This is a genomic window from Halomonas sp. M1, assembly GCF_029581375.1.
GTDB lineage: Bacteria > Pseudomonadota > Gammaproteobacteria > Pseudomonadales > Halomonadaceae > Vreelandella.
This window is the reverse complement of sequence record NZ_CP121119.1, coordinates 1,033,850-1,047,554: the sequence shown is the minus strand read 5'-3', so window position 1 is coordinate 1,047,554 and position 13,705 is coordinate 1,033,850. Positions and strand designations below refer to the sequence as shown.

Below are 13,705 nucleotides of genomic sequence, written 5' to 3'. Positions count from 1 at the left end.
CATTTAAAACAACTGAGGTAAACAGGATGTTGGCGATACAGGGCATGGTGGTGCAGCGTGGTCAAGGCACGCAAGCACATAAAATACGCTTGCCAAAATTATGCCTATCACCAGGTGAGTGCTTGGCGATTACCGGCCCTAGTGGGTGTGGAAAAAGCACCTTATTAGAAGCGGTGGGTCTGCTTTTAGCACCCAGCGGGCTTGAGCATTTTATTCTGGGGAAAGCACAGCACGACGTTGCAACGCTTTGGCGTAATCACGAGCAAGGTGAACTGGCTAAGCTTCGTGCGCGTGATATAGGGTTTGTGCTGCAAAACGGTGGGTTACTGCCGTTTTTAAATGTGGCTGACAATATTGCCCTGCCGCGTCGTCTGCAGGGGTTGCCCAATAAAAGCGATCGTGTTGAGCAAGCCGTCGAACGCCTTGGTTTAACGCTGCTGATGGATAAGCGTCCGGCCATGCTTTCCATTGGTGAGCGTCAGCGGGTGGCTTTTGTGCGTGCTTTGGCACACGAGCCACATCTGTTATTGGCTGATGAACCCACCGCCGCACTTGACCCTCATAGCGCGCATGGGCTCTTTGCACTGTTTATGGAAGTAGTGGAAGAGCTACAGCTTGCCGCGCTAGTCGTTTCCCATGACTGGGATCTCGTTCAGACATTCGGTTTAGCGCGCTTTGATGCCATCACGGTAAAAGGGGAGACCGTCTTTGAACCCCGCAACTAAGCGTTTTCGACTGCTGGCATCGTTAGCATTAAAAGATCTCTGGCATGACCGCAAGGTGTCGATGTGTATTGCCGCGGCGCTGGTTGCCGTGATTGCGCCCTTATTATTGCTGTTCGGGCTTAAGCATGGGGTCGTCAGCCAATTACAGTCGGAGCTACTTAATGACCCTCGCAACTTGGAAATTCGTATGATTTCCAGCGGTCGTTATGATGCTGAATGGCTTGAAGAGCTGCGCAATCGCGCTGAGGTGGGTTTTGCAATTGGTATGACACGCTCACTCAATACCCAAGCAGATTTGGTACTGGATCGCCGCCATTTCGTCGATAACGCTGAAATTATTCCCACAGCGGAAGGTGACCCTCTCTTGGCATCACTTTCGCTATCTCAGCCCCTTCAAGGATCTGCGGTCGTACTGAGTGAATCGGCTGCTCGTCGCTTAAATGTGGGCGTTGACGAAGAGTTGAGTTTGTTTGTTAGCCGCCGTCTTGATGGCCGAGCAGAGCGTGGTCAGCAATCTGTCATTGTGAAAGGTATTTTACCCGCTGATGTTTTCCCCCGACCGGCTGCTTTTGTCGCGCTACCGCTATTGATTGCACTTGAAGATTTTCGCGATGGCTACCGTATAGACTCCCTTGGGGTGGAGACAGGTGAGCAACGAGGTGACAGGGAAACACATTTTTCTCGTGCTCGTTTGTATGCCGCCGACATGGATCAGGTGGCGAAACTGGAACAGTGGCTCAATGCCCAGCATATCGATACGGCCAGCCGCTTGGCTGAGATCGAGAATGTAAAGGCCATCAACCATGTGTTGGGGCTGGTGTTTGGGGTTATTGCGAGTACCGCGTTGGTGGGTTGTTTAGCGTCAATGCTAGGCGCTTTCTTAGCTAACATCGATCGTAAGCGCAAGGATTTAGCAGTGCTTCGCCTATTGGGTTTCGATCGTCCGGCAATCGCGGGATATATCGTCTTGCAGGCCAGCACGCTAACGCTTGCAGCGTACGGGGTTGGACTTGCTCTCTATGGGCTGGGAAGCCAGATATTTAACCAGGCCCTGGCAATGAGTACGACAACCGGGAGCGTTGTCTGCCGGATCACCTTCGTGCACGGCGTGATGGCCCTTTTATTGGCGTTGTTAGTTGCCCTCGTCGTGGCGTTGATTGGCATGCTGCGCGCTTTCAGTATTGAACCTGCGGAGAGTCTGCGTGAATTATAAATCCCTTAGAGAGTTTTCCCGACATTGGGGTGGTGCAGGGTGCGCTGCTGTTTTGCTTTTTCAGGTGGGCACTGCCTCAGCCGAATGGGATGAGCGATTGTATAATCCCATGCCTCAAGATGATGATGTCATTTTGCCGATGCCTTGTGATGGCGCCATGGCGTTTCGCAAAGTGCATATTCCGGCGACAGGACCCCTGGATGATTTCCCAATCAATATCGGTCAGGACGGTACTGGCTGGGGGTATGTCGAGCAGCGTCGGCCTTCCTATGTTTCCGGTAATTTCAGTGAGAGCGAAGGCGTCTCGCGTTACTACCTACTAGCTAAGTATGAAACAACGCAATTGCAGTATGACGCCTTAATGGGGGACGAGTGTCCGTCACCTTCAACGCGCTTACGCTTGCCGGTGGTATCAGTGAGTTGGTTCGAGGCAACAGCGGCAGCGGACCGTTATAACCTTTGGCTGCGTGAGAACAGTGAAGATGCTTTGCCGCAGGAGGATGGAGTGCTGGGTTTTGTGCGCTTGCCCACAGAAATTGAGTGGGAATATGCCGCGCGGGGTGGCTTAGAAGTTGATGTTGCTGAGTTTCGTGATGGTCGATATCCCATGCCGGAAGGCTTGAATGCATATGAGTGGTTTGCTGGCCCCCAGTCAGCTAACGGTCAATTGCAATTAGCGGGTTTACTGCATCCTAACCCACTAGGCCTGCATGACATGTTGGGTAATGCGGCAGAAATGATGTTTGAGCCGTTTCGCCTCAATAAATTAGATCGCCAGCATGGGCAAGCAGGTGGATTTGTTGTGCGCGGCGGCAGTTATCTAACACCCCAGAGCGATATTCGCACAGCATTACGCGGCGAAGAGCCTTATTACCGGGACAGCGGCCAATCCCAAAGTGGACAAGTAGGCTTTCGCTTGTCGCTGGTGGCGCCGACTTTGACCTCGCGGGATCGAATTGCTGAGATCGAAGCCAGCTGGCGCGAACTGGGCGCAGATTTAGAGTCTACAGACGGATCTCAAGATACAGCCGGAACGGTTGAGCAGCTGAGTAACTTGGCGTCTGAGCTTCAAGATAGTGCATTACAAGAGCAGTTGCGCGACTTAGAGAGCCAGCTAAGAGCAAGTAACCAGCGCCAAGAAGAAGCACGCAACTTAGCCGTGCGCGCGAGTCTTAATCTGGGGAGTTTTCTCTGCACTAAGTTAGAGGATGACGGCGTTTTTCTCGATTTTCTCCATAATAATTACCAAATTAACTGTGAGTCTGGCAACGCAGATGCAAGCTGCGGCATGCGTCAACAGCGCCTAGAAGAGCAGGATGCGAGGCTGCAGGCATTAAGCCGTTACTACGCCAGTAGCTTGGTCGAGTCAGCCACATTGTACGGTGAAAGCTTGCTCAAAGAGCAAGTTGAAGTATTTGAGGAAATTATCACTCGTAATCGACAGCTCACTCCGCTTAAGCCCTATCTACACACTCACTGGGAAAACCAGCGGGAGTATCTGCAAGAGCAACACATTTCCACCAATGCCTGGCTGGAAAACTGCAAAGCTATGGCCAATTAAAAAAAACGCAAGGGAACTTACTATGCAAAGCAATCAGATGTCTTTTAAAGCACGCACGTTAAGTTTGAAGAAAGCACTAATGATGTCAGCAGTGGCTGGCAGCATGTTGGTGCTCAGCGGCTGTGTGACGACAGGAAGCTCGATGCTATCTGGTAACGGCAGTAACGCTGCTGCAGACCCGCGACTAACCCAAGGTAGTGATGCGCAGTTCTTTAGTCGTTCGGGTTATCAAGCCTGTGCAGCCGGTGCCGCAGCAGGCATGTTGGGTTGTGCTATCACCAATCCGAGTAATAGAACGCAGTGCATGATTATTGCCGGGTTAGGTGCTTGCGGTGTTGCCATGGGTGCCAACTATTATCTTGATCAACGCCGCAGCGAGTATGCGAATACCAGCGAGCGTTTAGAGGCAATGAGTGCGGATATTCAAGAAGACACTCGTAATGTCATCGCGCGGACTGAAACCGTGCGCGAGGTGATGGAAGAAGATAAAGCTCGTATTCAGCGCATTCAAACTGATATGGAAGCACAGCAACTTGACCAAGCGGCCGCTGAGCGTGACTTGGCAGCTATCGATAGCAATATTGGGATTTTGCGTCGCGAACTAGCTAACATGCGTAAGAAAGCAGATAGTTATCAAGAGGTTGCTGCCGCAGAAAGAGTGGAAGCCAGTCCCGCAGAAATGGCGCGTGTCGAACAGGATATCGACGTGATGAACCAGCAGGTGTTGGCACTGCAGCAAGAAGTGGATGAACTCTACAACATGCGCTCTGCTATCACGTTGGGTTAAGGAATCGAGCCGAAACATTATGAAGAACGCCATGATAAGTAAAACCATAATGATAGCCAGCAGCGTGGTGCTGCTGGCCGGTTGTGCGACTACGCCGGAACAGTGTGATCCTTATAATCGCGATGCGAGCCTTGTAGCAAAACTCTCTTGTGATACCTCTGGGGCCTATCGTGCTCAAGTTGAGCAGCGCGAACAGCAGGTTCGTCTGGATCAAGAAGAAAACGCCTTGTTTCATCAAGTTTATAGCGACATTCGCGCCCAGCAGCAGGCTACCCGCGAGGACTTGAGTGTTCAGCAAGAAAAGCAGCAAGCACTCAATAGCTCTCTACAAACATTACTGACACGCTTGCAAGCGCGTAGTGGTGAGGAACTTGGGCTTCAGCATCGTCTTAATGCCATTGAACAGCAATTGAACGCTAATCAAGAGCCTGCCCGTGACGAAGCAGAAATTGAGGCCCGCAGAGCGCGTTTAGCTGAACTTGAGCAGCAGGTAAGCCGTCTTCAGCAAAGCTTAGGCTATGAATAAGGCGGAAGAGTAACAATGCAACGGATCCTGCGTGATACCCAAGTGATGCTGGGTGGTACTTTTGAAAGCTATCAGGCCAAAGTCGCGCTTATTCATCGTCATTTTCCTCCTAGCATTGGCAGTATGTTCGCCCTACCACGTAACGGTCAGGGGGATACGCTGGAGTGGTGGACGGAACTGCCGGGTCAGCCGCTGGTGTTTGATGCTTTAACAAAAGATGAGCAATCTTTATTGTTGGAGCGTTATGAGCAACGCCAGCAGAGCTTAGGGCGTTTGGCCGATGAGCTGGTTAGACGCGGTGATAGTGACGCTGGCGAAAGCTTGCGAACCTTAATAGGCCCCGCTGAAAAGCAGCACCTTTATAGCCTCAACGGCGAACCCGTAGTGATTCGTTGGGGCGCGGATATGGTGAAAGCCACCGCGCCTATCGTTACGCCTAAGCCTGCTCCGGTGGTTACGCCCGTTGCCCCTGTGGCAGTGGCGTCACGCCGTAGATCGTTTAAGCCGCTGTTGTGGTTGTTGCCGTTACTTCTACTCTTTGCTCTGGGGTGGCTGCTGTATCTATTTTGGCCTTTGGATCGCTACTGGCCGCGCTGGTTTGGCAATGATTCAGGGGCCGTGCCTTACGCATGCCGTGAGGGTGAGCAAGGCTTACCACCAGAGTTTGTATTGATTTTTGATACGTCCGGTTCGATGAATCTCAATATTGCGGCAACACAAGAGGATGAAGAGTGGTATTTCGGCTTATCTGGGTTTCATCAGATGATGCTGCGTAATACAGGCAATGAGCGTCTCTTATCATTGGAGTCAGGCACCTCTCGATTAGAGGTCGCCAAGGATTCTGTATCTCATATTATTAACCAGCTTCACCCCGATATTGATACTGGCCTCATTACCTATGCAGGGTGTGGTTCCCCGGTCAAACAAGGGATATTCAGCTTTGAGCAGCGAGAGCAGCTGATTGCCGGTATCCAGTCTTTACATGCCTATGATGGCACCCCCTTGGCTGAAAGCTTGGTGGCAGCAGCCGGCTTAGTGGATGGCCGGGAGCGGGATGCAACCATCATCGCTTTTGTCGACGGAACCGACGGTTGTGGGCAGGATCAGTGTCACATTGCAGCAGAGATTGCCCAAAATCAGCCACGGCTCACGATTAACGTCGTCGATGTTACTAAAGATGGTCTCTCTAATTGCTTGGCGGAACAGACTGGTGGTCAAGTGTTTAGCTCACAGGATGCTATTGAAATTAGCAGCATGCTGGAAAAAGCCAGCGCTCAGCTACTCAATGCTAACTATTGTGAGTAAGAAGAACTTGCCAGCCGGTCAGGTTGGTTCTACTGCGAGTAATAAACAAGCAGTTTAACGGTGAGGCAATGATGCCTCTGCGCCAATGGCGCGACAAAATTCAAAAGGAAACGGAAATGTCTCAGTTAAAAAACCAAATTGGTACGGCTATTGTGCCAGCGGTTATCCAGGCGCTTATGGTATGTGTCGTACGATTTTTTACTATTCCCTGGTCAATTTGGAAAGGAGCGGCGTTACGCCTGGCTGCAATGCGCCAAAGTAGCGATGAAGAAAAAGTTGCTTCTAGCAAGTCCGAATTTCCGGTTTTTGATTGGTTCAGGGCCGCTTGGGATGGTGCCATTTTTTTGTCTTGGTTTGTTGGCATACTGGCAAGTGTCATTGCGCTGATTGGCGGTAGTATGGGGTATGGGGGCCTCATGGCAGGTATAGCGGCGGGTATTACCGTGTTGGTGTATTTTTACTTCGCGGTTATTGGCATGTCGCTGCTAAAAGAAGGTTTAATCTTGGTGTTGTCAATTGCATTGAATATGGAACGCTTAGTCAATAAAGGCGAAAAACAGTCTTCATAGTTGTTTGGCACCCAATCAACTACGCAACACGGCAAGTTCTTCTTCGTTCGAAACGCCATAGGATAACGTGATCCAGAATGCAGCGGAGATCTCCCTGCACTCCTCTTCAACCCGTCGGCCATCGTCTAGGGTGGTCAACGGGTACATACTTCAGCAAGCCGGAAATGTGGCTGCTGCGCGGTTTCTCTCCGCAAAGCCTAATAAGGAGTTAGCCACGTGCGTTTGCATTACCACGGCCTTATGCCCGAGCGAATAGGGTTTGTTTTATTGCCTCGCTTTTCAATGATGGCATTTTTTTCCGCTGTTGAACCCTTACGCATTGCCAACCGTATGAGCGGTCGCCCCCTGTTTGACTGGACGCTGTTTAGTTTGGATGGTGAACCCGTTAGTGCCAGCAACGGCATGACGCTGATGGTTGATCAGCCGATTGGCGACTGTTGGGACTTACCCTCGCTGGCTGTCTGCAGCGGCTTTGAACCAGAGGCGTATCTAACGCGGCCTCTGGTCAGTTGGCTACACCGTTTAGACCAGGCTGGCTGCGCACTGGGCGGCATTGATACCGGCTGTTTTCTATTGGCTGCTGCCGAGCTGCTGAAAGGTGAGCGAGTAACGCTGCACTGGGAGAGCTTGCCTGCCTTCCGCGAACGTTTTCCGCTGATTGACACATCCGATGAGCTGTTTGAGCTAGGGGAGCGCCGGTTTTCCTGTGCAGGCGGCGCGGCGGCGATGGACATGGCGTTAGAGGTTATCAAGCAGCGCCACGGCACCAAGCTGGCGGTGGATGTCTCTGAGCAGCTGATTCATGAGCGCTTAAGAAATCGCCACGATCAGCAGCGTATGTCGCTGGCACGCCGATTAGGCTCGCATAATCGGCGTTTAATTGAAGCGGTTGCGTTAATGGAGCGCCACCTGGAAGCGCCATTACCCCTGATAAAGATTGCCGAGCGAACGGGGGTGTCGTTACGCCATCTTCAAAGGCTATTTGAGGAGCACCTTCATCAAACGCCGCGGCAGTGGTATTTGTCGCTGCGCTTATCACGGGCGCAGCGCCTGCTGATGGGAACCGATATGGATGTGTTAGAGGTGGGTATTGCGTGTGGCTTTACATCAAGCTCGAGCTTTGCACGGGCGTATCGCGCGCAGTTTGGCTGTTCACCGGTAGAAGCACGACGCCAGTCACATCAGTAGCCACATGGAAGTTATGTCGCTTTGTATGCGTTTTATGTCGCTTAGCTAAACCTGCCTCAAAGCGGACGATAGACATATTTCGTAAACTTCGCGTGACTAATAGAGCACTAAGCGCCAACGATAGACGCCTAGTACTTTGCCTTATTCGCTCAGCGTTTACGACGCCGTGCGTCAAGCGACTCGCGGAACAGCGAAAGCAGTACGCCGGCTGTCATTACCAGCACCACCACGCTCAGCGGTAGAGCGGCTGCAATCAGCGCCGTTTGCAGTGCGCTTAGACCGCCTGCCACCAGCAGCACCGCCGCGACTAAGCCAATCACTACGCCCCAGAAAACGCGAAAGCGTATGGGCGGCTCGTTATCGCCTAGCGACAAAATAGTGGTGAGCACTAACGTCCCTGAGTCTGAAGAGGTGACAAACCAGCTCATTAGCAGAAAGACCATGAGGGCTGAGAGAATCCACCCAAAGGTTCCGCTACCCACAATGCCATCTGCCGTGGCAAACAGTGCAGCCGGTAGGTTCCAGGCGTTTACTAGCTCGATAATGCCAGCGTTGCCCGGGCCGCCCGTGGCATAAAGCTCCTGGTGCATGGCGTTGCCCCCGAAGATGATCAGCCAAACAAAGATGATCAGGGTAGGCACTAACAGAACGCCCAGTACAAACTCGCGCAATGTACGGCCCTTGGAAATGCGGGCAATGAAAAGGCCCACAAAGGGAGCCCAGGCGAGCCACCAGCCCCAGTAGAAGATTGTCCAGCCCTGTTGCCAGGCGGCGTCTCCCTCCTCATCGGCGTACCAAAGCCCCATGGGAATGAAGTTGATGGCGTAGTCGAGCAACGTTTCGCCGAAGGTCATGATGAGCCACAGCGTGGGGCCTGCAATGAGGAAAATGCCGACGACAATCAGGGATACCCAAATATTCAACTCTGAAATAAGACGAATACCGCCACGTACGCCGGATACAGCGGAAAGTATTGAGATAACTGAAATGCCAGCAATCAGCATCAGCTGAGTAGTTAGCCCAGGGTCAACCCCCACCAGCCGTTCTAACCCAACGGCCATTTGGCTAACCCCAAGGCCCAGAGATGTTGCCACACCAAATACGCATCCCAGTACGCCCAGGATATCGAAGAGATGACCAATAGGGCCAAAAATGCGTTCACCTATAAACGGATAAAGCGCCGAGCGCAGTGCGAGTGGCAACCCTTTTCGGTAAGCAAAATAAGCCAGTGACATACCCACGATGACATAGATGGCCCAGCCGTGAAGCCCCCAGTGAAAAAGGGTCACGCGTAGCGCATCGATAGCACGTTCGTGCCCAATCGCGGTAGCACCCGCCATATCTGCATGAGGGTTGTTGGGGTAGCCAAAGGCGCCGGTATCGTCGAGATAGAAGACGGGTTCTGCGACGCCAAAAAACAGTATGCCAATACCGATACCCGCGGAGAGGAGCATCGCAAACCAGGCAAAGTTGCTGAACTCGGGGCGACTGTCGTCAGGGCCAAGCCGTATACTGCCATAGCGGCTAAACACAATAAAAACGCATACTGCCATTAGCAGCATCACAGTGACGAGGTAGTAGCCGCTGAAGGTGCTCTCAATCCAAGCGCGCGTCGCACCAAATACGCTGCCAGCGGTATCTGAGCCAAGACCGGTGAAAAGTACAAAGAGCAGCACCAGTGCGCTTGCGGTTAGCGTCATGCCCTTATGCATGCCTTGAAAGAAGCCGCCTTGCGCCAGCTCAGTCACCATGTAGTCAGTGCTAAGCTCGGCCTTTGGTGAATTGTTATGCGGCGGCGTGGGTCGATGAGGGGGAGTTGGCGTAGCGATATTCATGTCCTCCTGGGCCGGGCGTCGGGCCGGCAATCCCGATGAACCGCCCGTATTAGCGGACGGTTCTTATTGTTTTTTGTGTCGTTATCGCCGTATAGCGATGGTTCGGCTAGCCTGTGATGGCCACGCCGAGGGCGCCGCTTGGGGCAGCGCATTAAGCGTTTGCTCAACGGATAGGGGGAAGGGGGCAGGGCGGCCGGTATCGCTGTCGATGCCCATTAGCATCTGCTCGCTGGTCGCTAGCAGGCTGCCTTCCTCGTCATGCAGCTTGAAGAAAACATGCAGCCGTTTAGTGTCGCGATCCAGCAGCGTCAGTTCTACGCTGAGTGGCTGCCCTTCGTGAGCCTCGCGGCGATAGCAGAGGTGCGTTTCAAGGGTATAGAGGGTGTAGCCGTGGCGCGCACGGCCTGGCTCGTCTAGGCCGATGTGTTCCATTAACGCCTCTACCGCCAGCGAAAATACCCGGGCGTATTCGGCATCGTTCATGTGGCCGTTATAGTCGACCCAGCCTGAGGCAACGCGGCTCTCTAAAATCACCATTAGATACGTCCTTCCAAGCCTTCGGCTTCGGGCCAGTATTTTTCTACTAAGCCCAGCAGCTCCACCAGGAAGTCATCACGGCGGCGGTCTAGTTCTGCCACCGAGCGCCCAGCGGCCTGGTGCTCGCAGCCCTCCACCACACGATCAATCAGTTCGTTCGTGAGTTCCGGGGCTTCCAGTTTTGTCCAAGGGAGTTTTAGAGCGGGGCCAAACTGCTCCAACATGTGGCGCATACCCTGCTCGCCGCCTGCCAAATGGAAGGTGAGGAAGGTGCCCATCAACGACCAGCGCAATCCACAGCCGTAGACTACCGCCGCATCTATTTCTTCGGTAGTGGCCACGCCATCATTGACGAGATGCAGCGCTTCACGCCAGAGTGCTTCCATTAGGCGGTCAGCAATGTGCCCTTCAATCTCTCGGCGAACCACCAGTGGGCGCATGGCGAGTGCTTGATAGAGCACGTGAGCGCGCTCTAGCTCTTCGGGCTCGGTCGCTTCACCGCCTACCAGTTCCACAAGCGGCAATAGATAAACTGGATTAAAGGGGTGCGCAACGATCACGCGCCCCGGCGCCCGTGTGCAGGTCTGCTGTAAATCGCTGGGTTTAAAACCAGATGTTGATGAGCCTATCAGGACGTCTGGCGCGCTAGCCGCATCCAATTCAGCCAGAATCTTACGCTTGAGATCCAAACGCTCTGGCACGTTTTCTTGGATCAGATCAGCACCGTCCACCGCTGCTTCTAAGCTGTCCACAAAGCGCAGCCGCGTTGGGCTGGCGTCTTTAGCGAGACCATGCTTTTCCAGCGCTGCCCAGGCATTTTCAACGAAAGCGCGGGTACGCGGTGGTGCGTCGGGGTTAGGGTCGAAGGCCACAACATCCCAGCCGTTTGCAAGTGCCCGTGCAATCCAGCCGTTGCCGATCACGCCCGTGCCGATAACCGTGAGCTGCTGGCTCATGCGGCACCTCCGCTTGCCTGACCGTCAATGCCACGGGCGTTAGGGTCACGTAATTTGAGGTGCGTACGGGTTTCAGCGGGTGTCATCACGCGGGCGCCCAGGTTCTCAATCAACGTAGCCGCGTGCTCTACCAGCTGGGCGTTGGTAGCCAGGGTGCCTTTTTTGAGGTAGAGGTTATCTTCCAGGCCAACACGGGCATGGCCGCCTAGCAGCACGGCTTGGGCTGCCATGGGCATTTGATGACGACCAATGCCGAAGGCTGCCCACTGGGCGTTTTCTGGCAGCTTATTACGCATGGCTAACATGGTTTCGGAGTCCGCTTCAGCGCCCCAGGGAATACCCAAGCAGAGCTGATAAAGAGGATCGCCTTCAATCAATCCCTCTTTCTGCAGTTGCCGGGCAAACCACACGTGGCCCAGGTCAAAACACTCAAGCTCCGGTTTAACGCCCGCAGCTTGTACCAAGCGGGCGTGTTCGCGAAGCCAATCAGCGGGGTTTACGTAGACCATATCGCCAAAATTGAGGCTGCCGCAGTCGAGCGTACACAGCTCGGGCAGTAGCTCACCTACCGGCTCGTGGCGCTGAGCAGGTGTTTGAATGTCCGTGCCGGGGCCACCACGGGTGGGGTCATTAGCGTCAGGAATCCAGTCGCCGCCACCGCCTGCGGTGATGTTCATAACGATATCCACATTCGCTTCGCGTACGCGCGTCATCACTTCGCGAAAGTGATCTAGTGAGTGGCTGATACCGCCGGTTTTAGGGTCGCGAACATGGATATGGGCCACGCTGGCACCTGCCTGGGCAGCAGCGATGCAGTCATCGGCAATTTGCTTGGGAGTGACGGGTACATGGGGGCTTTTGGCAGGTGTATCGCCAGCACCGGTAACGGCACAGGTCAAAATCACGTTTCTATTCACTTGCTGCTCCTTTCAAGGGCTAAGAGATTCACCCTATTGTGGCAACAAGTTTTTGTTCTTAGTGTGCAGCAGGCGACTCAAAGTGTGCATAAGGCGACAGAAGTGGCGCGGCTCCACTAAGAAGGTGCGAGGTGCGTGTAGCATTATTTGCAAAATAAAGTGCCGCCCTTAGCGTAGGCTAACAGAGCGGCGTTGGGTGTAGGCCTTATGACATACGTTTAGACCAGTAGTGGTAGGCGATGGTTAACTTAAAGAGTAGTGTTACTCGCTATGCTATTAATAAAACGGTCGCTTTAACTGGCTTTAATTCAGTTAACGAGAGCCGCTGTCGCGTTATGCATGTCGCTATGAAGATCACTGAGTGACACATGCTTGATCTCTTCAATATCGGTCAGTTCTTTAAGGTCAATACTCATATAGTTAAGGCTGTCGTATGTGCGAACGTAGATTTTTCTCTGCGCTAAATCAGTAAGCGTGACCCATGACGTATACTCTGAAGTATAGACGCGGTTGTCATGAACACCCGGTGCCGTAATATTAGCGATGCCGTCTTTAAAACGGTTATCTATTGTGATGCCTCGGGGGCGGTCAAAGTTATTCATTATTTGCGACAGCGTTGTAATAGCTCTCTCGGGGGTTTCTGCTTTTTCAGCGAAGTTTGCATAGTAAAAAGCACGCACAAACCTGCCAACTGAGGTGTTAGAAGAAGGTAGTGCGGCTGTTGCTATACCTGAATCTGGTTGTTCTAAACGAGCACCTTGGGCGTCAAGGCGTGAGTGGTCAATATTGCTTAAGTGAGTGTAGTTATTCATGTTTGTCATGTGCCAGGAGAACTCTGGGCCATTCGTCATAACACCTAAAGGGTTATCAATGATGTTTTTTTCACCATTAAAGAACTCAATAACCGCAGACTCTCCGCTAGCATCATGAATAACATAGTGAAACGGCGTGCTGAGCAGGTGTCCGGGAAGTAACGACGTTACCATAGTCGGCTGCTCTGCTAGTGCATCTTTCACCGCTGAAACCGTATCAAACTGTGACAGAGCCCAGGCACCGAGATCTATGGCCGCTAGTACCGCTTGGGTGTTATCCACCATGTCGGTTGGGCCTTCTGCACTTGGGAACGCCAGAAGGCTGAACGTTAAACCCTTGTCGTTGAGACCCTCAACCACTTTAACATCACCGGATATTGGGTCGGGCACGCCGATAGAGACAAAAGCGTTTTGCCCTGTAAAATCAAGCGCATGGTGTTTATCTGCTTGAGAGCCGTACGTAGCGCCCTGTGGGAAGTACGATACCTTATAAGGAAGCTCCATGGGCAGCTCCAATGTCCGCCCAGCATAGGCGTTGTTGTGAGCATCACTGTAGAGTAGTGATGTGCACGCCAGGAGTGCGGGCGCTATCAACAACCCTGATACAGCCACCGTTAGCGCAGATAGTGTCGATTTTTTACGTTGTGACATGTCGTGATCCTTGCAGAAAGGCATAGCCTTGAAACACACAATAGAGGGCAGCGTTTATTAGCGTTGTGAGTGGCAGCCTTCTGACTGTTTTACACTGCCACTCCTGGCTTCCGCAGGCTACCA

Annotated in this window: 13 protein-coding genes; 8 read left to right on the top strand and 5 right to left on the bottom strand. The window is 52.9% G+C overall.

Annotation, left to right across the window (positions count from 1 at the left end; genetic code table 11):
• Positions 1-26: 26 nt before the first annotated feature.
• The 8 genes from P8S54_RS04740 (at position 27) to P8S54_RS04705 (ending at position 7,874) form a co-directional block, all read left to right on the top strand.
• Positions 27-725, top strand: coding sequence for an ABC transporter ATP-binding protein (locus P8S54_RS04740; RefSeq protein WP_281443430.1), 699 nt, complete (start codon positions 27-29; stop codon positions 723-725).
• Positions 709-1,938, top strand: a complete 1,230-nt coding sequence (locus P8S54_RS04735) for an FtsX-like permease family protein (RefSeq protein ID WP_281443429.1) — start codon at positions 709-711, stop codon at positions 1,936-1,938. The genes P8S54_RS04740 and P8S54_RS04735 overlap by 17 nt, the downstream gene beginning before the upstream one ends.
• A 109-nt stretch (positions 1,939-2,047) precedes the next feature.
• Positions 2,048-3,499 carry an SUMF1/EgtB/PvdO family nonheme iron enzyme gene (locus P8S54_RS04730; RefSeq protein WP_281443428.1) on the top strand — a complete coding sequence of 484 codons (1,452 nt, stop codon included), beginning with the start codon at positions 2,048-2,050 and terminating at the stop codon, positions 3,497-3,499.
• A 22-nt stretch (positions 3,500-3,521) separates the two neighbouring features.
• Positions 3,522-4,286 carry a hypothetical protein gene (locus P8S54_RS04725; protein ID WP_009099829.1) on the top strand — a complete coding sequence of 255 codons (765 nt, stop codon included), beginning with the start codon at positions 3,522-3,524 and terminating at the stop codon, positions 4,284-4,286.
• Positions 4,287-4,317: 31 nt separating this feature from the next.
• Complete coding sequence (locus tag P8S54_RS04720) at positions 4,318-4,812, top strand: hypothetical protein (protein WP_035540655.1); 495 nt, start codon at positions 4,318-4,320, stop codon at positions 4,810-4,812.
• A gap of 15 nt (positions 4,813-4,827) precedes the next feature.
• The gene (locus P8S54_RS04715; protein ID WP_281443427.1) at positions 4,828-6,117 is read left to right on the top strand and encodes a VWA domain-containing protein; all 1,290 of its coding nucleotides are present in this window, start codon (positions 4,828-4,830) and stop codon (positions 6,115-6,117) included.
• Positions 6,118-6,233: 116 nt separating this feature from the next.
• Positions 6,234-6,686: a hypothetical protein gene (locus P8S54_RS04710; protein ID WP_009099835.1), complete on the top strand. Its 453-nt coding sequence runs from the start codon at positions 6,234-6,236 to the stop codon at positions 6,684-6,686.
• 216 nt (positions 6,687-6,902) lie between these two features.
• Positions 6,903-7,874 carry a GlxA family transcriptional regulator gene (locus P8S54_RS04705; protein WP_281443426.1) on the top strand — a complete coding sequence of 324 codons (972 nt, stop codon included), beginning with the start codon at positions 6,903-6,905 and terminating at the stop codon, positions 7,872-7,874.
• Positions 7,875-8,023: 149 nt separating this feature from the next.
• Here the strand turns inward: P8S54_RS04705 and P8S54_RS04700 are convergent, their stop codons facing one another.
• The 5 genes from P8S54_RS04700 to P8S54_RS04680 all read right to left on the bottom strand — a co-directional run bounded on the left by P8S54_RS04700 (position 8,024) and on the right by P8S54_RS04680 (position 13,582).
• A complete protein-coding gene (locus P8S54_RS04700) occupies positions 8,024-9,709 on the bottom strand; it encodes a BCCT family transporter (RefSeq protein WP_281443425.1) in 1,686 nt (561 codons plus the stop codon).
• A gap of 81 nt (positions 9,710-9,790) precedes the next feature.
• Positions 9,791-10,246 carry a thioesterase family protein gene (locus P8S54_RS04695; RefSeq protein ID WP_281443424.1) on the bottom strand — a complete coding sequence of 152 codons (456 nt, stop codon included), beginning with the start codon at positions 10,244-10,246 and terminating at the stop codon, positions 9,791-9,793.
• Positions 10,246-11,202, bottom strand: coding sequence for an L-carnitine dehydrogenase (locus P8S54_RS04690; RefSeq protein ID WP_281443423.1), 957 nt, complete (start codon positions 11,200-11,202; stop codon positions 10,246-10,248). Before P8S54_RS04690 ends, P8S54_RS04695 begins: the two co-directional genes overlap by 1 nt.
• Positions 11,199-12,119, bottom strand: coding sequence for a 3-keto-5-aminohexanoate cleavage protein (locus tag P8S54_RS04685; RefSeq protein ID WP_281443422.1), 921 nt, complete (start codon positions 12,117-12,119; stop codon positions 11,199-11,201). Before P8S54_RS04685 ends, P8S54_RS04690 begins: the two co-directional genes overlap by 4 nt.
• A gap of 308 nt (positions 12,120-12,427) precedes the next feature.
• The gene (locus P8S54_RS04680) at positions 12,428-13,582 is read right to left on the bottom strand and encodes a linear amide C-N hydrolase (protein ID WP_281443421.1); all 1,155 of its coding nucleotides are present in this window, start codon (positions 13,580-13,582) and stop codon (positions 12,428-12,430) included.
• Positions 13,583-13,705 lie beyond the last annotated feature (123 nt).

What these genes read in the sequence shown, in the direction of transcription:
- P8S54_RS04740 (WP_281443430.1), top strand. Translation starts at nt 27, where the DNA reads ATGTTGGCGATACAGGGCATGGTGGTGCAGCGTGGTCAAGGCACGCAA.
- P8S54_RS04730 (WP_281443428.1), top strand. Translation starts at nt 2,048, where the DNA reads ATGCCTCAAGATGATGATGTCATTTTGCCGATGCCTTGTGATGGCGCC.
- P8S54_RS04725 (WP_009099829.1), top strand. Translation starts at nt 3,522, where the DNA reads ATGCAAAGCAATCAGATGTCTTTTAAAGCACGCACGTTAAGTTTGAAG.
- P8S54_RS04720 (WP_035540655.1), top strand. Translation starts at nt 4,318, where the DNA reads ATGATAAGTAAAACCATAATGATAGCCAGCAGCGTGGTGCTGCTGGCC.
- P8S54_RS04715 (WP_281443427.1), top strand. Translation starts at nt 4,828, where the DNA reads ATGCAACGGATCCTGCGTGATACCCAAGTGATGCTGGGTGGTACTTTT.
- P8S54_RS04710 (WP_009099835.1), top strand. Translation starts at nt 6,234, where the DNA reads ATGTCTCAGTTAAAAAACCAAATTGGTACGGCTATTGTGCCAGCGGTT.
- P8S54_RS04700 (WP_281443425.1), bottom strand. Translation starts at nt 9,709, where the DNA reads ATGAATATCGCTACGCCAACTCCCCCTCATCGACCCACGCCGCCGCAT.
- P8S54_RS04695 (WP_281443424.1), bottom strand. Translation starts at nt 10,246, where the DNA reads ATGGTGATTTTAGAGAGCCGCGTTGCCTCAGGCTGGGTCGACTATAAC.
- P8S54_RS04690 (WP_281443423.1), bottom strand. Translation starts at nt 11,202, where the DNA reads ATGAGCCAGCAGCTCACGGTTATCGGCACGGGCGTGATCGGCAACGGC.
- P8S54_RS04680 (WP_281443421.1), bottom strand. Translation starts at nt 13,582, where the DNA reads ATGTCACAACGTAAAAAATCGACACTATCTGCGCTAACGGTGGCTGTA.